The organism is Aeromonas rivuli (assembly GCF_000820045.1).
GTDB classification, from domain to species: domain Bacteria; phylum Pseudomonadota; class Gammaproteobacteria; order Enterobacterales; family Aeromonadaceae; genus Aeromonas; species Aeromonas rivuli.
Genome location: NZ_CDBJ01000022.1, coordinates 18,142 through 36,718, shown reverse-complemented (window position 1 = coordinate 36,718; position 18,577 = coordinate 18,142). Strand labels below are relative to the sequence as shown.

At 61.2% G+C, this 18,577-nt stretch carries 15 protein-coding genes; 9 read left to right on the top strand and 6 right to left on the bottom strand.

Annotation, left to right across the window (positions count from 1 at the left end; translation table 11 throughout):
• Window positions 1–156 precede the first annotated feature (156 nt).
• From cydD to rcsF, 3 genes are all read left to right on the top strand, one after another.
• A complete protein-coding gene (gene cydD / locus BN1130_RS03630; protein WP_042040386.1) occupies window positions 157–1,926 on the top strand; it encodes a heme ABC transporter permease/ATP-binding protein CydD in 1,770 nt (589 codons plus the stop codon).
• Window positions 1,919–3,649: a heme ABC transporter ATP-binding protein/permease CydC gene (cydC, locus tag BN1130_RS03625; protein WP_042040385.1), complete on the top strand. Its 1,731-nt coding sequence runs from the start codon at window positions 1,919–1,921 to the stop codon at window positions 3,647–3,649. The genes cydD and cydC overlap by 8 nt, the downstream gene beginning before the upstream one ends.
• A 124-nt stretch (window positions 3,650–3,773) precedes the next feature.
• Window positions 3,774–4,145 carry an Rcs stress response system protein RcsF gene (rcsF, locus tag BN1130_RS03620; RefSeq protein ID WP_042040384.1) on the top strand — a complete coding sequence of 124 codons (372 nt, stop codon included), beginning with the start codon at window positions 3,774–3,776 and terminating at the stop codon, window positions 4,143–4,145.
• Window positions 4,146–4,205: 60 nt separating this feature from the next.
• Here the strand turns inward: rcsF and BN1130_RS03615 are convergent, their stop codons facing one another.
• The gene (locus BN1130_RS03615; RefSeq protein ID WP_042040382.1) at window positions 4,206–4,595 is read right to left on the bottom strand and encodes an MAPEG family protein; all 390 of its coding nucleotides are present in this window, start codon (window positions 4,593–4,595) and stop codon (window positions 4,206–4,208) included.
• A gap of 170 nt (window positions 4,596–4,765) precedes the next feature.
• Here BN1130_RS03615 and tsaA point away from each other — a divergent pair, with 170 nt between their 5' ends.
• Window positions 4,766–5,470, top strand: coding sequence for a tRNA (N6-threonylcarbamoyladenosine(37)-N6)-methyltransferase TrmO (tsaA, locus tag BN1130_RS03610; protein ID WP_042040381.1), 705 nt, complete (start codon window positions 4,766–4,768; stop codon window positions 5,468–5,470).
• Between the two features lie 81 nt (window positions 5,471–5,551).
• Here tsaA and BN1130_RS03605 read toward each other — a convergent pair whose 3' ends face one another.
• Window positions 5,552–6,673 carry a beta-ketoacyl-ACP synthase III gene (locus BN1130_RS03605; RefSeq protein WP_042040380.1) on the bottom strand — a complete coding sequence of 374 codons (1,122 nt, stop codon included), beginning with the start codon at window positions 6,671–6,673 and terminating at the stop codon, window positions 5,552–5,554.
• A 276-nt stretch (window positions 6,674–6,949) separates the two neighbouring features.
• On the opposite strand from BN1130_RS03605, the gene cysK reads away from it, so the two are divergent.
• From cysK to crr, 4 genes are all read left to right on the top strand, one after another.
• Window positions 6,950–7,918 carry a cysteine synthase A gene (gene cysK / locus BN1130_RS03600; RefSeq protein WP_042040379.1) on the top strand — a complete coding sequence of 323 codons (969 nt, stop codon included), beginning with the start codon at window positions 6,950–6,952 and terminating at the stop codon, window positions 7,916–7,918.
• Window positions 7,919–8,359: 441 nt separating this feature from the next.
• Window positions 8,360–8,617, top strand: a complete 258-nt coding sequence (locus BN1130_RS03595) for an HPr family phosphocarrier protein (protein ID WP_005303128.1) — start codon at window positions 8,360–8,362, stop codon at window positions 8,615–8,617.
• Between the two features lie 45 nt (window positions 8,618–8,662).
• The gene (gene ptsI, locus BN1130_RS03590) at window positions 8,663–10,390 is read left to right on the top strand and encodes a phosphoenolpyruvate-protein phosphotransferase PtsI (protein ID WP_042040377.1); all 1,728 of its coding nucleotides are present in this window, start codon (window positions 8,663–8,665) and stop codon (window positions 10,388–10,390) included.
• Window positions 10,391–10,433: 43 nt separating this feature from the next.
• Window positions 10,434–10,943 (top strand): PTS glucose transporter subunit IIA, encoded by a 510-nt coding sequence (gene crr, locus BN1130_RS03585; RefSeq protein ID WP_005906805.1) that lies wholly within the window; start codon window positions 10,434–10,436, stop codon window positions 10,941–10,943.
• Between the two features lie 282 nt (window positions 10,944–11,225).
• On the opposite strand, the gene BN1130_RS03580 is transcribed toward crr, so the two are convergent.
• The 3 genes from BN1130_RS03580 to BN1130_RS03570 all read right to left on the bottom strand — a co-directional run bounded on the left by BN1130_RS03580 (window position 11,226) and on the right by BN1130_RS03570 (window position 16,750).
• A complete protein-coding gene (locus tag BN1130_RS03580) occupies window positions 11,226–14,984 on the bottom strand; it encodes an AAA family ATPase (protein WP_042040376.1) in 3,759 nt (1,252 codons plus the stop codon).
• Entirely contained in the window at window positions 14,981–16,207 is a 1,227-nt protein-coding gene (locus BN1130_RS03575; protein WP_042040374.1) for an exonuclease SbcCD subunit D, read from the bottom strand. Before BN1130_RS03575 ends, BN1130_RS03580 begins: the two co-directional genes overlap by 4 nt.
• A 114-nt stretch (window positions 16,208–16,321) precedes the next feature.
• Window positions 16,322–16,750 (bottom strand): N-acetyltransferase, encoded by a 429-nt coding sequence (locus BN1130_RS03570; protein ID WP_042040373.1) that lies wholly within the window; start codon window positions 16,748–16,750, stop codon window positions 16,322–16,324.
• Window positions 16,751–16,930: 180 nt separating this feature from the next.
• Here BN1130_RS03570 and rdgC point away from each other — a divergent pair, with 180 nt between their 5' ends.
• A complete protein-coding gene (gene rdgC / locus BN1130_RS03565) occupies window positions 16,931–17,842 on the top strand; it encodes a recombination-associated protein RdgC (RefSeq protein ID WP_042040372.1) in 912 nt (303 codons plus the stop codon).
• A 106-nt stretch (window positions 17,843–17,948) separates the two neighbouring features.
• Here the strand turns inward: rdgC and BN1130_RS03560 are convergent, their stop codons facing one another.
• Window positions 17,949–18,545 (bottom strand): GDSL-type esterase/lipase family protein, encoded by a 597-nt coding sequence (locus BN1130_RS03560; protein WP_042040371.1) that lies wholly within the window; start codon window positions 18,543–18,545, stop codon window positions 17,949–17,951.
• Between the last annotated feature and the right edge of the window lie 32 nt (window positions 18,546–18,577).

The following is an 18,577-nucleotide window of genomic DNA, read 5'->3' as shown; positions in this document are numbered from 1 at the left end:
CCCTTTCGATTTTTTACCGCAAATCAAACTGTTCGACCAACTAATGAACAGGGCGCCGCATTTTCAACCGCCCCGCGTGATGCCATGGCATTTACAAGGTTGCCATTGCCTGGGGGCGAGGATAGTCTTGCGCCACTCGAAATGAGGAAGCTGGTGATGGACAAGAATACCCAAAAACATCTTTATGGCTGGTTGCGCATGCAGTCGAGTCACGGCCGACGCTGGATCGGTCTCTCCATAGCATTCGGCCTGGGTCAGGGAGTCCTGATGGTCGCCCAAGCCTGGCTGCTGGCCACCCTGCTGCACGGCTTCATCATAGAGGGCATCTTGCCCGAGCAGCAGATCCCTCTGTTTATCACCCTGCTCGCCGTCACCCTCGGCAAGGCGCTGCTCGCCTATGGCCGCGAAGTGACCAGCTTCAAGGCCGGTGCCGCCGTGCGCCAGACCATACGCAACTTGGTGCTGACCCGTCTCAGTCGCCTCGGCCCTGCTTATATACAACGTCGTCCGGCCGGGAGCTGGGCCAGCCTGCTGCTCGAACAGATCGAAAATATGCAGGAGTTCTTCTCCCGCTATTTGCCGCAGATGGCCATCGCCGTCTTCATTCCCATCGTGATATTGGTCGCTGTCTTCCCGGTCAACTGGGCGGCAGGCATCATACTGCTCGGTACGGCGCCGCTCATCCCCCTGTTCATGATCCTGGTCGGGGTCGGCGCCGCCGATGCCAACCGCCGCAACTTTCACTCCCTGGCTCGCCTCTCGGGTCACTTCCTCGACCGGCTCAAGGGACTACGCACCCTGCAACTGTTCATGCGAACTCAGGCCGAGGGCAAGGAGATAGAAGAGGCGTCGGAAGACTTTCGGGTCAGGACCATGGAGGTGCTGCGGCTGGCCTTCCTCAGCACGGCGGTGCTGGAGTTTTTCGCCGCCCTCTCGGTCGCCCTGGTCGCAGTCTATTTTGGTTTCTCTTATATCGATCACCTCAACTTCGGCAACTACGGCGCCAAGGTAACGCTGTTTACCGGCCTGTTCGTGCTCTTCCTGGCCCCCGAGTTCTATGCTCCCCTGCGCGAGCTCGGCGCGCACTATCACGCCAAGGCCCAGGCCATCGGCGCCGCCGAACAGCTGCTGGAGTTTCTGGAAGCCGAGGTGGCTGAACCTGCCAACGGCAGCCAGCCGTTCACGGCCAACCACCCCATTCGGGTCGAGGCCCGTGCCTTGGAGGTATTGAGCGCCGAGGGCAAGGTGCTGGTCGGCCCCATCGACTTCACTCTGGAACCCGGCTCACGCACCGCCCTGGTGGGGATCAGTGGTGCGGGCAAGAGTTCCCTGGTCAATGCCCTGCTCGGCTTTGCCCCCTATCGCGGGGAGCTGAAAGTCGATGGCCTGGAGCTGGCCAGTCTCGACATGAGTCAGTGGCGACAACGCCTCGGCTGGCTCTCTCAAAACCCGCAGCTGTTTCATGCCTCCTTGCGCGACAACTTGCTGCTCGCCAAACCGGATGCCAGCGATGCCGAGCTGAGCGAGGCACTCAAGGGCGCCCAGGCGTGGGAGTTTGCCATGGAAAAAGGGATGGATTATCCCCTTGGCGATCAGGCGGGCGGCCTCTCCGTCGGTCAGGCACAACGTCTGGCCCTGGCCCGCACCCTGCTCAAGTCGACCCAATTGATGGTGCTGGATGAACCCACCGCTAGCCTGGACAGGCTCTCGGAGCGCGCCATCATGGGAAGCCTGGAAAAAGCCACGGCGGGCCAGACCCTGCTGATGATCACCCACCGGCTCGATCAACTGAGCGAGATGGATCAGATCCTGGTGCTGGCCAAGGGTCAGCTGGTCGAACAGGGCCATTACCGGCAGCTGAGCGAGGGCCAGGGGCCCTTCGCCAACCTCTTGTCCCAACGTGCGGGGGATTCTCTCGATGACTGATTTATTGCCCTTTCTGCGGCTCTACCGCCAACATTGGCTGAGCCTGAGTGTCGGCCTGCTGCTGGCCTTGGTGACCCTGGCCGCCGGCATAGGCCTGCTGTCGCTCTCCGGCTGGTTCCTCTCCGCCGCGGCCGTGGCAGGCATGGCTGTCGCCAGCCGTGACACCTTCAACTACATGACCCCGGCTGGCGGGGTGCGTTTCTTCTCCATCGTTCGCACCGCGGGTCGCTGGGGTGAGCGAGTCGTGAGTCACGATGCCACCTTCCGAGTACTGACCCGGCTGCGGGTCTGGTTCTGGCAGAAACTCTCCCCCCTCTCCACCGGGGCCCTGGCAGGCTTTCGCCAGGCGGATCTGCTCAATCGCCTGGTGGCTGACATCGACGCCATGGACCACGTCTATCTGCGCCTGATCACCCCGATTGGCGCGGCGCTGCTCAGCACAGCCGGCCTGGTGTTCTTCCTCTCCTTCTTCGACGGCCGGCTCGCCCTGACTCTGGGCGCCATCTTGCTGTTTGGCATGATAGCCCTGCCCCTGGTGTTCTTCTTCGCCGGTCGCAAGCCCGGTCAGGCGCTCATCCTCGGCAAGGCCCAACTGCGTACCCGCCTGGTGGATTATCTGGATGGTCAGGCCGAGCTGCAGATGTTTGCCGCCGCCCCCCGCGCCCTCACCGAGCTGCAACAGGCCGAGCAGGACCTGATCCTTGCCCAGGCGCGCATGGCCAGGGTGAGCGGTCTGGCCAATGCAAGTGTTCAGCTACTGAGCGGCTGGACCCTGACCCTGATGCTCTGGCTCGCCAGCCACGGGGTGGGCGGCGCGACGCCGGATCCCATCACGGCGCTGATGGTGTTTGCCACCTTGGCAAGCTTCGAGGCCTTGCTGCCCCTGGCTGGCGCCTTCCAGCATCTCTCCACCAGCCTGGCCTCGGCCCGCCGCCTCAACGAGATATTGCAAGATGCCCAGCCGCCGGAATGGGGCACCTTGAGCGAACCTGCCCAGGGTGGCGCCTTGCAGATAAACGATCTCTCCTTCGGCTATCCGGGTAGTAGTCAAGCCGTACTGCGCGGTTGCACCTTGCAGCTGCAGGCCGGTGAGAAGCTGGCGCTGCTGGGCCAGACGGGCTGCGGCAAATCGACACTGATGGGCTTGCTGACCCGGGAGTGGAACCCGCAATCTGGCGAGATCTTGCTGGGCGGCAAGCCGCTGACCGATTACAGCGAAGGGGCTCTGCGCGCTTCGCTCTCTGTGGTCAGCCAGCGGGTGCACCTGTTTGCCGCCACCTTGCGCGACAACCTCAAGCTCGCGGCGCCTGCCGCCAGTGACGGGCGTCTGGCCGAGGTACTGCAACAGGTCGGGCTTGGCGCCTTGCTAGAAGATGAGACGGGGCTGGATGCCTGGCTCGGCGACGGTGGCCGCCCCCTGTCTGGTGGGGAGCGGCGCCGCATCGGCATTGCCCGTGCCCTCTTGCATGATGCCCCGCTCTGGCTGCTGGATGAGCCGACCGAGGGGCTCGACAGCCAGACCGAGCGCGACATCATGGCGCTGCTGATGCGCTTGGGTGCCGATCGCGCCATGCTGCTCATCTCCCACCGATTGATTGGCCTGGAGCAGATGGACAGGATAGCGCTGATGGAGGAGGGTCAAATCCGTCTGTGTGCCCCGCATCAAGCACTGCTGGCCGATGATTACTATCAGAGCCTGCATCGACGCCTGGCGCCGGTCTGACTCTTTGAGGGACCCAGCGGGTGACTGGCGTCGCCATCCTGGTCACACACCGAGAAATAGGGACTGGTCGCCGGTGGCGACTGGCCCCTATAATGTTTGCCTCACTGGTCAACAAGATATCGACATGAAACCCCTGATCCTGATGATGCCCCTGCTCGCCTCCGGCTGCGCCAACTACGCCTTCAATAGCAACCTGGACAAGGAGAACTTTGACGAGTACTTCAAACCGGGCAGTGTCACCATTTATGAGCAGGCCGATCTTGCCGAGCTGAACTATCTCTACCTTGGCACCGTCGAGGGCGAATCCTGCCAAACCGATGCCAACCAGCCCGTCCCCAACGCCGGGGAAGCGCGCACTCTGGCCCGGCGCCGGGCTGCGGACATGGGTGGCAATGGCATCGCCATCGACAAGTGTGCCGAGTACAGCGACATCCCCGGTTGCCTCAAGCAGGTCATCTGCTACGGCCAGGCCCTCAAGGTGGCCGAACAGAAATGACACCTCACCCCGGCCTCGCCGGGGTGATTGCATTCCCCCTCCCCCTTATCGAGACCGCGATCACAGCAGGTCTATCAGGGTCAGCGCCAAGATGCCCAGTGCCGCTCCCAGCAGGGCGATGAAGGTCATCACCATGCCACTGCTCCTGAACTTGAAATTCTCTTTTGGCGAACTGATGCCATAGGCATGCAAAGCGCGACCCAGCAACAGCGACAGACAGAGGCCATGGATCAGGGGAATGGGGCCACCGAGGCCATCGAAGCAGAAGATGAGCAGCAGACAGAGCGGCACATACTCGGCGAAGTTGCCATGGGCGCGAATGGCACGGGTAAGCAGCGGCTCCTGATGATCTCCCACCGCCACCTGGAAGCGGTGACGCAGCCGCACCACCCTCAGGCTCAGATAGATGAACAGGCAAGCCAGCAAAGCGGCGTAAGGGGCAATGATCATGGGCACTCCTCGAAGCAGGATCTGGGGATCAGCGGTGCCAGCACTATAGCCGGGTCCGGTGCTTGCGCCAATGGCGCCCAGCGCCGGGCCAGGCTTCCTGCCGCATCCATGCCTTTATCGGCGGATTATGCTAGATTGCCCCGGTTTTCCACCATGCAGGGGCGCGCCGCGTGAAATTTGAGATAGATACCCTGGGGGTGATCCACTCCCCCTACAAGGAGAAGTTCGCCATCCCTCGCCAGCCCGGTCTGGTCAAATCGGCCCGCGCCCGGCTCGAGTTGCTGCCCCCCTACGATCAGCCCGATGTGCTGCGCGGCATAGAGCAGTTCTCCCACCTCTGGCTCAGCTTCGTGTTCCACCAGACCATGGCCCAGGGCTGGCACCCGACGGTGCGCCCGCCTCGCCTTGGCGGGAACGAGCGCGTCGGCGTCTTCGCCACCCGCTCCACCTTCCGCCCCAATCCGCTGGGTCTCTCCGTGGTGGAACTGCTTGGCGTCGGCCGCGCACGCGGCAAACTCTGGCTCGAGCTCGGTGCCGTCGACTTGCTCGACGGCACCCCCATCGTCGATATCAAACCCTACATCCCCTATGCCGACAGCCTGCCCGATGCCCGGGGAGGCTTTGCCCCTGACGCGCCCCAAGGGCTGCTCTCGGTGCACTTTGCCGAGCAGGCCCGGGCGGCGCTGTCCGCCTTGCAGCAAGTGCATCCCGAGCTTGAGACCCTGATCGCCGAAGTGCTGGCACAGGATCCCCGCCCCACCTACAAGCGAGGCAAAGCCGATGAGAAACTGTACGGGGTGCGCCTGTTCGACCTCGAGGTGCGTTTTCGTATCACAGAGCCCGAGTGCGAGGTCCTCTCCATCGAGGCAATCTGACTCTCAGGATCTCTGCCTGATAAAAAGGGGCCCATCGAGGGCCCCTTTTGCTGCGCTGAAACAGTCGACTCAGGCGCCGGATCATCCCCGCTCGAGCAGCAGGCTGCCGATGGAGTAACCGGCGCCAAATGAACAGAGCACCCCGCGGGCGCCGCTGGGCAGATCCTGGTTATGAAGATGAAACGCGATGACAGAGCCCGCCGAGCTGGTGTTGGCGTAGCGGTCCAGGATGACGGGAGCCTCCTCCTGACTGGCGTCATGGCCCAGCAATTTACGGCCAATGAACTGGTTCATGGTGAGATTGGCCTGATGCAGCCAGAGGCGGGAAAGCTCCCCGGCCTGCCAGCCCTGAGCCGCCAACTGTCTCTCAACCTGGTCGCAGACCAGGGGTAATACCTCCTTGAACACCTTGCGCCCCTGCTGGCGAAACAGCTTGTCGTCGCCATAACGGGTGCGGGGGCTGAGCCGGTTCAAGAAGCCGAAGTTGTTGCGGATGTTATTTGAATACTGGGTGGTCAGCGTGCTGCCCACCAGCCGCCAGGGTTGCGCTACCTGGCAATCGGTCTCCCGCTCCAGCAAGACGGCGGTACAGGCATCGCCGAAGATGAAATGGCTGTCACGGTCGCGAAAATTGAGGTGACCCGAGCAGATCTCCGGATTGACCACCAGGGCCAGCCTGGCCGTCCCTGCCGCCAGCAGATCCGCCGCCGTCTTGATGCCGAAGGTGGCGGAGGAGCAGGCCACATTCATGTCAAATGCCATGCCGCTTGCCCCAAGATAGTGCTGCAGTTCGATAGCCAGTGCCGGATAGGGGCGCGGCATGTTCGACGCAGCCACTATAACCAGGTCTATCTCTTCGGGTTTGCGACCGGCGGCGATCAGCGCCTGCTCGGCGGCGGCAACCGCCATCTCGACCATGATGGAGGGCTGCTCATCGGGGCGCTCGGCCAAGAGCGGCTGCATGATGTCGGGATCCAGCACCCCTTCCCGGCTCACCAGGAAGCGGCTCTTGATGCCGGAGGCCTTCTCGATGAAATCGCTGCTGGAGTGCTGTTTGGCATCGAGCTGGCCCGCATCGATGGCGGAGGCATTCTCTTCGTTGTAGAGATCCACATACTGGTTGAAGGCCTGGACCAGCTCCTCGTTGCTAACGGCGTGGGGCGGGGTATAGAGGCCGCTGCCACTGATCACTATCTGGGTCATCTTTGCTCCTGTGCCGGGTGCAGTCCCGGCTTATCGGGTAGGGTCGAGGTGAGGCAGAGCCGGGCCGACGGAAGAACAGGCGCCAGCGCGCGACACTCTGCTATCGTTCAGGGTTTCGTTATAACTGACCATCGGATGATGGTCGGCGATTAATTCAGATAAGAGGGTATAAGCTCTATATCTTGTAATAACATATTGTTATAACAAAACGTCACTTCTCATTCAGGAATCTCAGAGTAATCTTGTTTCATCGCCGTAACAAACAGGGATAGCACCATGAGTAAGATTTTTGAGGACAACAGCCAGACCATAGGTCAGACCCCGCTGGTTCGTCTCAACCGTGTTACCAAAGGCCGAGTGCTGGCCAAGATCGAGAGCCGTAACCCCAGCTTCAGCGTCAAGTGCCGCATCGGCGCCAACCTTATCTGGGATGCAGAGAAGCGCGGTGTACTGACCAAGGGCAAAGAGATCATCGAGCCCACCAGCGGTAATACCGGTATTGCTCTGGCCTTCGTGGCTGCGGCCCGTGGCTATCCCATCACCCTCACCATGCCAGCCACCATGAGCCTTGAGCGCCGCAAGCTGCTCAAGGCCCTCGGTGCCAATCTGGTGCTGACCGAGGGGCCGCTTGGCATGAAGGGCGCCATCGCCAAGGCCAATGAGATCCTCGAATCCGAACCAGGCAAGTTTGTACTGCTGCAGCAATTTGAAAACCCGGCCAACCCCGAGATCCACGAGCAGACCACTGGCCCCGAGATCTGGGAAGCCACCGATGGCGACATCGATGTGTTCGTGGCCGGGGTCGGTACCGGCGGCACCATCACCGGGGTCTCCCGCTACATCAAGCAGACCAAGGGCAAGGCCATCATTTCGGTCGCGGTCGAGCCAAGCGAATCCCCAGTCATCAGCCAGAAACTGGCTGGAGAAGAGATCAAGCCTGGTCCCCACAAGATCCAGGGCATCGGCGCCGGCTTCATCCCGGGCAACCTGGATCTGGCCCTGCTGGACAGAGTCGAGCAAGTCAGTAGCGATGATGCCATCGAGATGGCTCGCCGCCTGATGGAAGAGGAAGGCATTCTGGCGGGGATCAGCTCAGGCGCCGCCGTCGTGGCCGCCGCCCGTCTGGCAGAACTGCCCGAATTTGCAGGCAAGACCATAGTGGTCGTGTTGCCGAGTGCTGCCGAGCGCTATCTCTCCAGCGCCCTGTTTGCGGGTGTGTTCAGTGAACAAGAGCTGCAACAGTAAATGATGTTGTTTTCCATAAAAATGGCGCCCACAGTGGGCGCCATTTTTGTTTGCGCTAAACTTATCGCCAAACAGCGCCACTCGACCCCCTTATTTTTTGGGGTAAAATAACAAATAAGCGCGCCACAAAAAAAGCAGACATTCTGTGATAAATCTCATATCCTGTGCGGCGTCACGCACTTTTTGCGGGTCAGGTTTCACAAAGTAACAAAGTGTTATTTTTCGTTATAAAATAACGACAAGCTAGGTATAGCGCGGCTTGCAGCACAGCGTTCCAGGAAATCCGACCAAGACTACAAATACTGAACAGAAAATTGACCTGGATTAAGCTATTGCAGGTCTGATTTCGTTACTTTACAACATATGCATACTTAAACGGTCTGAAAGAGCAGCCTCAAAGCGGCCTTCAGACTATAAAATATCAATAATATGGGGTGAACCATGTACGAGAAGTCTGTAGTTATCACTGCTGAAAACGGCCTGCACACCCGTCCGGCAGCGCAATTCGTGAAAGAAGCCAAAGAATTCCAAAGCGAGATCACTGTGGTCTCCGGTGGCAAGTCCGCCAGCGCCAAGAGCCTGTTCAAGTTGCAGACTCTGGGTCTGACCAAGGGTACCAACGTCACCATCCAGGCCGATGGCCCGGACGCTCAGAAAGCCGTTGAGAAGCTGGTCGCCCTGATGGACGAGCTGGAGTAATCCGGCTCACACTCCTCCCCCACAGTCGTTTTAATAGGAAGGATTATGATATCTGGCATTCCTGCGTCCCCCGGCATCGCATTCGGCAAGGCGCTTCTTCTCAAAGAAGATGAAATCGTTATCAATCAGAGCAAGATTTCTGCCGAACAGATAGATACCGAGATCAACCGCTTCCTCGAAGCTCGCACCAAGTCAGCTACCCAGCTGGAAGCCATCAAAGAGATGGCAGGTCGCACCTTTGGTGAGGAAAAAGAGGCCATCTTCGAAGGCCACATCATGCTGCTCGAAGATGAGGAGCTGGAAGGGGATATCAGATCCTTCATCAAGGACAACAAGGCCCATGCTGACAAGGCCATCTTTGAGGTCATCGAGCAATACGCGAAGATGATGGCCGACCTGGATGACCCCTATCTGCGTGAGCGCGCCACCGATTTCCGTGACATCGGCACCCGTCTGGTGAAGAACGCACTGGGCATCGCCGTGGTCAACCTGAGCACCATAGACGAAGAGGTGATCCTGGTCGCCAACGACCTGACCCCGTCTGAAACTGCCCAGATCAATTTGAAATATGTGCTGGGTTTTGTCACCGACATCGGTGGCCGTACCTCTCACACCTCCATCATGGCCCGCTCCCTCGAGCTGCCGGCCATCGTGGGCACCAATGACATCACCCGTCGAGTCAACAATGGCGACATGCTGGTGCTGGATGCCATCAATAACCAGGTCATCATCAATCCGAGCCCGGAGCAGCTGAGCGACGCCAAGAAGTTCCAGGCCCAGTTCCAGGCCGAGAAAGATGAGCTGGCCAAGCTCAAAGACTTGCCCGCCATCACCCTTGATGGTCATCAGGTCGAAGTCTGCGCCAACATAGGTACCGTCAAGGATACCGAGGGTGCCATCCGCAATGGCGCCGAGGGCGTCGGTCTGTACCGCACCGAGTTCCTGTTCATGGATCGCGATGCGCTGCCGACCGAAGACGAGCAGTTCAAGGCTTACAAAGAAGTGGCAGAGGCCATGCCGGATCAGCCGATCATCGTCCGTACCATGGACATTGGCGGCGACAAAGAACTGCCATACATGAATTTCCCGAAAGAGATGAACCCCTTCCTGGGCTGGCGTGCCATCCGCATTTTCTTCGATCGCGAAGAGATCATGCACGCTCAGCTGAAGGCCATCTTGCGTGCCTCTGCCTTCGGCAAACTGCGCATCATGTTCCCGATGATCATCTCGGTTGAAGAGTTCCGCAGCCTCAAAGCCACCGTGGAACAGCTCAAAGCCGAACTGCGTGCCGACGGTAAAGCCTTTGATGAATCCATCGAAGTGGGTATCATGATTGAGACCCCAGCCGCCGCCGTGATGGCTCATCATCTGGCCAAGGAAGTGGACTTCTTCAGTATCGGTACCAACGACTTGACCCAGTACACCCTGGCCGTCGACCGTGGTAACGAAATGATTTCCGCCATGTACAACCCGCTGTCGCCTTCCGTCCTGACGCTGATCAAGATGGTGATCGATGCATCCCACGCCGAAGGCAAGTGGACTGGCATGTGTGGTGAACTGGCTGGTGACGAACGCGCCACCCTGCTGCTGCTGGGTATGGGTCTGGATGAATTCTCCATGAGCGCCATCTCTGTACCGCGCATCAAGAAGCTCATTCGCAACACTAACTTCGAAGATGTGAAGGCCATGGCAGATCAAGCATTGAGCTATGCCACCGCCGCCGAAATCGAAGCCTGTGTAGATAACTTTATAAAGCAGAAAGCAGTCTGCTAAGATCGGCTGCAAACAGCGATAATCATCTTTAGGAGCTTTTACTATGGGTCTGTTCGATAAACTGAAGAAGCTAGTTTCCGATGACAGCTCTGACACCGGCGGCATCGAAATCTTTGCCCCCCTGTCTGGCGAGATCGTCCCCATCGAAGACGTGCCTGACGTAGTATTCGCCGAGAAGATCGTTGGTGACGGCATCGCCATCAAGCCAGCCGGTAACAAGATGGTTGCCCCTTGCGACGGCACCATCGGCAAGATCTTCGAGACCAACCATGCATTCTCGCTGGAGTCTGACACTGGTATCGAGCTGTTCGTTCACTTCGGTATCGATACCGTTGAACTGAAAGGCGAAGGCTTCACTCGTATCGCCCAGGAAGGCCAAAAGGTCAAACGCGGCGACACCATCATCGAGTTCGATCTGGCCCTGCTGGAAGAGAAAGCCAAGTCTACTCTGACGCCGGTTGTCATCTCCAACATGGATGAGATCAAAGAGCTGATCAAGATGACTGGTGCCGTGACCGTCGGTGAGACCCCGGTGATCCGCATCAAGAAATAAGTCTGGCCCAGGCCTGACGATGAAAACCGACGCCAAGGCGTCGGTTTTTTTATATCTGTTCGCCAAGCCCCAACCAGGCTAGCACTCGACATGGCTCCCCGACTTCCCACCTTCCCCCCAGACAGCACGGATGCCAGCCTGTGGGAGTCACACCGCCGGTTTGGCATCCCTGATGGCAAACCGGCGCATTGCTCCACGGTTCCACTTCCACTTCCACTTCCACTTCCACTTCCACCTCCACTACGCCATGTTGATCCAGCAATCGTCGCGGCTGGCAACCATTCAGGGCAAGACTACCCGGCTCTCTCCCCCACCCAGGGCCTCGATGCGGATCTGTACCCCGATGCGCTCAACCAGAGTCTGGACATGGGAGATGACGCCGATCTGGCGCCCCGCCGCCTGCAGGGAGTCCAGACTGGCCAGGGCCAGGTCCAGGCTGTCCGGATCCAGGGTACCGAACCCCTCGTCGATAAACAGCGACTCTATCTGGGTCTGCTTCGAGGAGAGGCTGGAGAGCGCCAGGGCCAGAGCCAGGGAGACCAGGAAGCTCTCGCCGCCTGAGAGGGAGTCGACCGAACGCACCTCATCTCCCATGTCGAGGTCGACCACCTGCAGCGCCAGATCGGTACCCGGTACCCGCTCCAGCCGATAACGTGGTGACAAGTCGCTCAGCTGGGCGTTGGCCTCGAGCAGCAAGCGCTCCAGGGTCAGACTCTGGGCGAAGGTACGGAATTTTGCACCATTGGCCTGGCCGATGAGATCCGACAGCTGTTGCCAATGATCCGCCACCCCCTGCTGATGCTGTGACGCCGCCTGCAGCTCACCCGCCTTCTGGCGAGCCACCTCGGCCTGGGCAAGTTGACTGCGGCACTCAAACAGCTGCTCATCGAGCTCGCGGCAGCGGGTCTCACATTCGGCAAGCCGCTGGCTCAGGGCCTCGGCACTCAGCGCCGCCAACTCCCCATGATGCACGCGATAGCGCGCCAGCTTCGCCTCTTCCTGAGCCTGTGCCCGCTGGCGTTCGCCGAGCCGGGTACGTGCCTCGGCCAGGGCATCGTCCAGGCGCTGCAATGCGATACGGCGAGCCTTTAGCTCATCCGGCGTGATGGCCAGCAGCTGGCGCAGATCATCTTCCGGGATGCCCAACGCGCTGGCCCGGGCCGACCAGCGCCCCTGCACCTCACGCTGCCGCTGGCGACTCAGCTGCCTGTCCTGCTCGAGATGGGTCAACCGGGTCTTTAGCTCGGTCTGACGCTCCCTTGAGGCATGCAGGGCAGCCATCGCCTCCTCGAGCTGAGTGACCCCCTGTTGCAATCGCTGCTGCCACTCACTTTCCACCACGGCGATGGCGCGACCATCGAGGCACGCCTCGCGGCTGGCCAGCAACACCTGGCGTTGCTGATCGCCCTCTTTATAGTCAAGCGTCAGCTTGTGCAGCAGATCGTTCTGACTCTGCACCCGCACCGCCTGTGCACTGAGGATGGGGGTCAGGCTGGCAAGCTCATTGCCCAGTTGTTCCCACTCGCTCTGGCTCTGCAAATAGGCCTCGCAAGTCTGTTGCCACTCCTGCCAACGCGCCGCCTCCGCCCATTGGCGCCAGGGCTCGACGCCCATCTGCTGATCGAGCCGCGCCTCCCCCTGCACCAGTCGCTGTGCCAGGGCGCTTTCCTGTTCGGCCAGCGCCTTCAGCTCGCCCTCCAGCGCTATCTTCTGGCGCTCGGCTTCGTGCAGCTGCTGTTCACACTGCTGTTGACGAACATTGAGTCTGGTCAGCTGATCCCGCAGCTCCGCCAGTCGCTGCTGCTCCCGCTGGGCTTGTTGCAACTGCGCCAGGCCAGTCGCCAGGCTCAGCGCCAGAGCCTTCTCCTGGGTCAGCAGTTGCGTCTGCCATTCGCCCCATTCGGTTGGACTGGGGTTAGTCGGCAGGTCGTGCCCCAGCAGCTTGCGCCCTCCCAGCTCTCCCCAGCGTTGATTGAGCTGTGTGGCTCTCGCGGCCAGCTCGGGATGACGTTGTTGGTGGGCGGCCAGCTGACGGGTCAGTTCGGCGCGCTCGATCTCCCCTTGCAGATGCTGACGGTTGAGCCGCTCACATTCGAGATCCAGCTGGTGAACCCGTTCGCTCTGCTGGGCCAGGATACCCGCAGCCTGAGGCTGACTCTGGCGGTAAGGGTGAGCCTCTGAACCACAAAGCGGGCACGGAATACCATCTTGAAGCACATGGCGATGCTGATCGAAACTGACCACGGCACGGGCCCGCTCCAGGGCATGGCGCGCCTCATCACGCTGGATGACGAGCCGTGCCAGCTCGGGTTCCCGCTCCCCATGTTGCGCGGCCAGCCGTGCCAGTTGCTGCTCGAGCAGGCTCGTCTCTTGCTGCAGCCGCGCCTGCTGTTCGCTGTGGTGGCGGCCCTCTTGCGTCAGCGCCAACAATGCGCGCACCTGCCCCAACTGCTCGGTCCGGGATTGGCGCAACTCCTGCGCCCTGGCGACCTGAGCGTCCCACTCCTGAGCCTGCAACTCATCGTGCTGCCGTTGCAAGGCCGCGCACTCCTGTTGCCCGCGATCGCGCTCCTGCTGTCCCTGCTCCAGGCGAGCATTGAGCTCGCACAGCGTCTCGCTTCCCTGGGCACGACGCTGGATCACGCGCTGCAACTGCCCCCGGCTCTCGGCCCAGTCTTGCATGGCGGCCAGCAAGGGCTGCCACTGACGGGCCAAGGGGGCCATCCCCTTGCGTTCCTCGAGCCAGCTTGCTCGCAGCTGACGGCGCGTCTCGAGGGATTGCTTCTGCTCGTTTTGTTGCTGCCACTCCTGCTGCAGCTTGAGTTGCTGCTCGCGCGCCGGCTTGCCCTGCTGCTGGATCTCCTGCAACTGGCTGGTCTTCTCCCGGATACGGGTATCAAGATCTTGCGCCCGCTTGAATTCGGGCTGCAACGCCCCCCACTCCCGCTCGGCGGCCGCTCTTTGCGTAATAAGCTGCTGTTCGAGCTGGGCGGCTTGCTGCTGCGCCTGCTCGGCCCGTTCGAGCTCGGGCCTCAGTTGGTCGATGAGCCGCTCCTGCTGCTGCGCCTCCAGATCGAGACGGGCTAGCTCGTCGTGGTCGGCGCGGGCCACCTGAGCCTGTTCGGCGCGGCCAAACGCCTCTCGCTCGGGCGCCGCCTGAGCATGAGCCACCTCGGCATCCGCCAGTGAGGCCTCCCCCTCCAGACAGGCTTGGCGCAGGGCAGCGATACGATCGTTGAGATCGCGCAAATCCTGCAACAGCTGGCGCTCTTGCTGGGCGAGCGTGAGGCTGGCGGAGAGACTCTGCTGCTGCGCGGCCCACTGCGTGCGCGTTGCCTCGTCCATCAGCGCTATGTCGCCAAGCCGCTCCCTCAGCGTCGCCAGCATCTGCTGCTCGGCCCGGGCCCGCTCATAGGTCTGTACCGAGATGGCTGAGTAGAGCTCGGTGCCGGTCATGCGCTCGAGCAAGGCGGAGCGTTCGTTGGCATCGGACTTGAGGAAGGCGGCAAACTCCCCCTGTGGCAGGATGACTGCGCGGCGGAACTGCTCCCAGGAGAGCCCAACCAACTCGTCGATCCGCTCTTGCAGCTCGCGCTTGCTACCGGAAAACACCTGGCCCGACGCCACGTCGGTCAGGCTGCGTTCCTGGGTCTGAAATCGCCCTTCGGAGCGATTACGCGCCCGGCGCACCGCCCAGCGGGCCAGATAGACGCGGCCGTCGCAGCCGCGAAACTGCACTTCGGCAAAACCGCTGGCGTGGCCGCGACTGAGGATGTTTCTAACATCATTTGCTGTTAATTTTTCTTTTTCGTCTTCATCCGCTCGACCAATTTTTTCGACATTCTGACGCATTCCTATCAAACGCGGCATCCTGTCATAGAGCGCCAGACAGATGGCATCGAGCAGAGTGCTCTTGCCCGCGCCCGTATTGCCGGTAATGGCAAACAGGCCGGCAGCGCCCAGGGCATCCTTGTCAAAATCGATGTGAAAAGCCTGGGTCAGGCTGGCCAGGTTCTCCCCGGCGAGGGATAAGATCTTCATGACTTCGCCTCCCTGACCTGAGTGAGGATCTCGTCGAAGGAGGCGAGCAGCGCCTCGCTTGGTTCCCCTTCGAACTGACGTTGATAGCAGAGGGTAAAGACTTCCTGAGGCGCGATGTCATCCAGGCGCCGCCGCTGGCCGCCATCGGCCAGCCCCTGCCCGCTGCCCTGATAGCGGGTGCTGATCTTGGCCAGGCGTACCGGCTTGCCCGCCAGAGCGGCGAGGATGCGCTCGCGAATGCGGGCCTCTGGCTTGGGTAGCAGCAGCCTCACCTCCAGGAATGGTTGCGCCTGCTGGGGGGCATCGGCCAGGTCCAGCGCCGCGATCGCCTCCAGAGCGACATGCAATTCGCTCTCGGGCAGCCGTATCATCTCGACGCTTCGTGGCACCAAGATGGGCTCGACCGCCACCAGTTTGCCACCCTCCAGTGTGACTTCCAGCACCTGATGACGATAGTTGGCCTCATTGAGAGAGAGGGGCAGCGGCGAGCCGCTGTAGTGCACGCCGGGGGCCAGACGCTGGGCCAGATGCAAGTGACCGAGCGCCGTGTAATCGGCACCGGCAAAGATGTCGGCAGGCAGGGCATGCTGGTTGCCACCCAGCACCCGCCGCTCGGACAGTTCGGAGAGCTGACCCGCGGCCAGATAGGCATGGCCCATGGCGATCAGGGCCTGCTCGGGCTCGCAGCGGGCCCGCCCCTCGGCCAGCAGCTCATCATAGATCTGGCGCACCCCTTCGATCAGCCTGTCCTGCCCCTCCCCCAAGGCCTCGGGTCTGAGGTCGCTGCTGCGCAAGAAGGGCACGGCGGCGCACCAGGCGGCCACCTTGCCCTCCCTGTCATGCAGTGGTACCAGCAGGCGGTCAGTTTCCAGTTGCCCACCCTCATCCCGACTGATGCTGCCCACCAGATGCAAGTTGAAGGCCCGCAGCAACTCATGGGGGGCATCCAGCTTGGAGGGGGAGTCATGGTTGCCACCGACCAGCACCAGGTTGAGCCTGGGCATATCGGCGCGCAATCTTGCCAGAAAGCCATACAGCTGCTGCCAGGAACTGGCGGGGGGATTGGCGGTATCGAACAGATCCCCGGCCACCAGCAGGGCATCTATCTGCCGCGTCTTGATGGTATCGGCCAACCAGTCGAGGAAGGCATCATGCTCGAAACGGCGCTCATGGCCATGGAGCTGATGGCCCAGATGCCAATCGGCGGTATGCAGGATTTTCATGGCGTTGCGGCTCAATTAAGCGAAGGCGTCAGGCGCCCATATTGACGTCATGGTGCCTTAGCCCATGCCTGTTCGGCAAGGGTGGGACTCAAGGGTGCCATAAAGAAAAACGGCTCAAGCCCCGAACCAGTGCATCCGGTATTGGCCATGACCGGTCAGGGGATCCGGCTCCTCGCCATCGATGACGAAGCCATGCTGGCGGTAGAAGCGCACCGCAGGATCGTTCTCGGTGAAGACCCTGGCATGCAGGCTGGTGACCTGGGTCTTGGCATTTTGCAGCAAGGCATGGCCTATGCCCCGCCCCTGGCTATCCGGGCGCACAAACAGAGCGGCCAGATAATCGTCGACCAGGGCGATGAATCCCTGCAGCTCGCCATCGTCTTCATAGACCCACACCTCGGCCCGGGTCAGGTAACGGCTGCGCAGCAGTTCCTGAGCCTGCCACCAGACGGAGGCATCGACAAAATCGTGGGACTGCAGGGAAGCCAGCAACCAGATGTCCATAATGGCATCCATGTCCTGCGCCCGACTCGCTCTGAGCATCTCTTCATCCTTATCCGTCAGCCAACTCTGGCAGTCTAGGAGACCTCGACTGCCCCTTGCTCGGCCAGCACCCTGGCCTGTGAGCGCCGTCCGATTTTTCTCACCGGAGTGATTGGTCGATCACAAAGCGCCGCTTTGCAGTACAATGCCCGCCGGACAATCTTTACGACCGAGGACGCCATGTGGTTTAAAAACCTGCAGATTTATCGCTTTACCCGCCCCTTCGAGCTGAGTGTCGACGAGCTGGAGACCCAGCTTGAGGCCTGCGCCTTTACCCCCTGTGGCAGCCAGGACATCTCCCGGTTCGGTTGGGTCAAGCCCCTCGGCAAGTTCGGCGCCACCCTGACCCACTCGGCCGCTGGCCACATCCTCCTTTGCGCCCGCAAGGAAGAGAAGATGCTGCCCGGCAACGTGGTCAAGGAGATGCTGGCCGAGAAGGTGGAAGCGATCGAATTCGAGCAGGGCCGCGCCCTGAAGAAGAAAGAGAAGGAGGCGCTGAAAGAGGAGATAATGCATACCCTGCTGCCGCGCGCCTTCAGCCGCACCAGCCAGACCTTCGCCTGGATAAACCCGGCCGATAACCTGATGGTGGTCGATGCAGGCTCCGCCAAGAAGGCTGACGATCTGCTGGCCCTGCTGCGCAAGAGCATCGGCACCCTGCCGGTGGTGCCGGTAGCCCTCAAGAATCCGCCCGAAATCACCATGACCGAGTGGCTCAGCGAGGGGAACCTGCCCGCCCCCTTCACCCTGGAAGATGAAGCAGAGCTGCGCAGCGCCATGGAACATGGTGGCATCATCCGCTGCAAGCAGCAGGATCTGATGACTGACGAGATCAAGAATCACCTCGCCAACGACAAGCTGGTCACCAAGCTGGCCTTGAATTGGGGGGAGACCCTGAGCTTCGTGCTGGGGGACGATCTCTCCATCAAGCGCCTCAAGTTCAGCGAGGAGCTGCGCGAGCAGAACGACGATGTGACCAGCGAGGATCCGGCCGCTCGTCTGGATGCCGACTTCGCCCTGGTGACCGCCGAGCTGGCCCAGTTCATCCCGGCGCTGTTCGCGGTGCTAGGTGGTGAAGAGCAGTCCATCTGAGCGCACTTGCCAGTATCTGTCGCAAACCCTCGACCAGATGATGAAAAACCGCCCTCGGGCGGTTTTTTTGTCCATGAAATCGGCAGCGCCTGGCAACCGAGCCCATTCAGAGGGCGCCGCGATCCTGCAACAAACCATGGAGCCGTTCGGCCAGCACCCTGTATCCCTCGCCATTGAGGTGCACCGTATCGGACTTGAGACCCGGACTGCGCAGCAGTTCACCTATGCTGCTGTCGTCCAGCACCAGCTGATAATGTTCCGCCAGCTCGCCATAGAGGGGAGCGCCGTCACTCAGCAGCGACTTGCGCGGCACGGCCACCAGCAGCAGCTGGGCACCGCTGCCCTGCACCGCCTCTATCATGGCGGCGAGATTGGCCTTGAGCGCGGGTTCACCACTGTTTCGCAAGATGTCATTGCCCCCCTCCAGCAGGATCACCAGGCCCGGTCTGTGCTCTGCCAGCAAGGCCGGTAGCCGTGCTCGGCCCGTTTGGCTCAGCTCCCCCGACACCCCGGCATTGATGACGGGGCGGCCACTGAGACTCGCCAGCACACTGGGGTAGCTCTGCGAGGGACTCGCACCCCGCCCCTCGGTCAGACTGTCCCCAAAGGCCAGTATGGTTTCCCCGGCCGCCAGGGGTCTGAACTGGGGCTCACCACAACCGGCCAACAGCAGGCAGAGCAGCCCTATCACGCCTCTTCTCATCCTCTCCTCCCTGACCACCGCCACCCTGGTTC

What these genes read in the sequence shown, in the direction of transcription:
- BN1130_RS03575 (WP_042040374.1), bottom strand. Translation starts at nt 16,207, where the DNA reads ATGAAAATCCTGCATACCGCCGATTGGCATCTGGGCCATCAGCTCCAT.
- crr (WP_005906805.1), top strand. Translation starts at nt 10,434, where the DNA reads ATGGGTCTGTTCGATAAACTGAAGAAGCTAGTTTCCGATGACAGCTCT.
- BN1130_RS03615 (WP_042040382.1), bottom strand. Translation starts at nt 4,595, where the DNA reads ATGATCATTGCCCCTTACGCCGCTTTGCTGGCTTGCCTGTTCATCTAT.
- BN1130_RS03570 (WP_042040373.1), bottom strand. Translation starts at nt 16,750, where the DNA reads ATGCTCAGAGCGAGTCGGGCGCAGGACATGGATGCCATTATGGACATC.
- rdgC (WP_042040372.1), top strand. Translation starts at nt 16,931, where the DNA reads ATGTGGTTTAAAAACCTGCAGATTTATCGCTTTACCCGCCCCTTCGAG.
- BN1130_RS03560 (WP_042040371.1), bottom strand. Translation starts at nt 18,545, where the DNA reads ATGAGAAGAGGCGTGATAGGGCTGCTCTGCCTGCTGTTGGCCGGTTGT.
- cysK (WP_042040379.1), top strand. Translation starts at nt 6,950, where the DNA reads ATGAGTAAGATTTTTGAGGACAACAGCCAGACCATAGGTCAGACCCCG.
- BN1130_RS03580 (WP_042040376.1), bottom strand. Translation starts at nt 14,984, where the DNA reads ATGAAGATCTTATCCCTCGCCGGGGAGAACCTGGCCAGCCTGACCCAG.
- BN1130_RS03595 (WP_005303128.1), top strand. Translation starts at nt 8,360, where the DNA reads ATGTACGAGAAGTCTGTAGTTATCACTGCTGAAAACGGCCTGCACACC.
- ptsI (WP_042040377.1), top strand. Translation starts at nt 8,663, where the DNA reads ATGATATCTGGCATTCCTGCGTCCCCCGGCATCGCATTCGGCAAGGCG.
- BN1130_RS03605 (WP_042040380.1), bottom strand. Translation starts at nt 6,673, where the DNA reads ATGACCCAGATAGTGATCAGTGGCAGCGGCCTCTATACCCCGCCCCAC.
- cydD (WP_042040386.1), top strand. Translation starts at nt 157, where the DNA reads ATGGACAAGAATACCCAAAAACATCTTTATGGCTGGTTGCGCATGCAG.
- rcsF (WP_042040384.1), top strand. Translation starts at nt 3,774, where the DNA reads ATGAAACCCCTGATCCTGATGATGCCCCTGCTCGCCTCCGGCTGCGCC.
- cydC (WP_042040385.1), top strand. Translation starts at nt 1,919, where the DNA reads ATGACTGATTTATTGCCCTTTCTGCGGCTCTACCGCCAACATTGGCTG.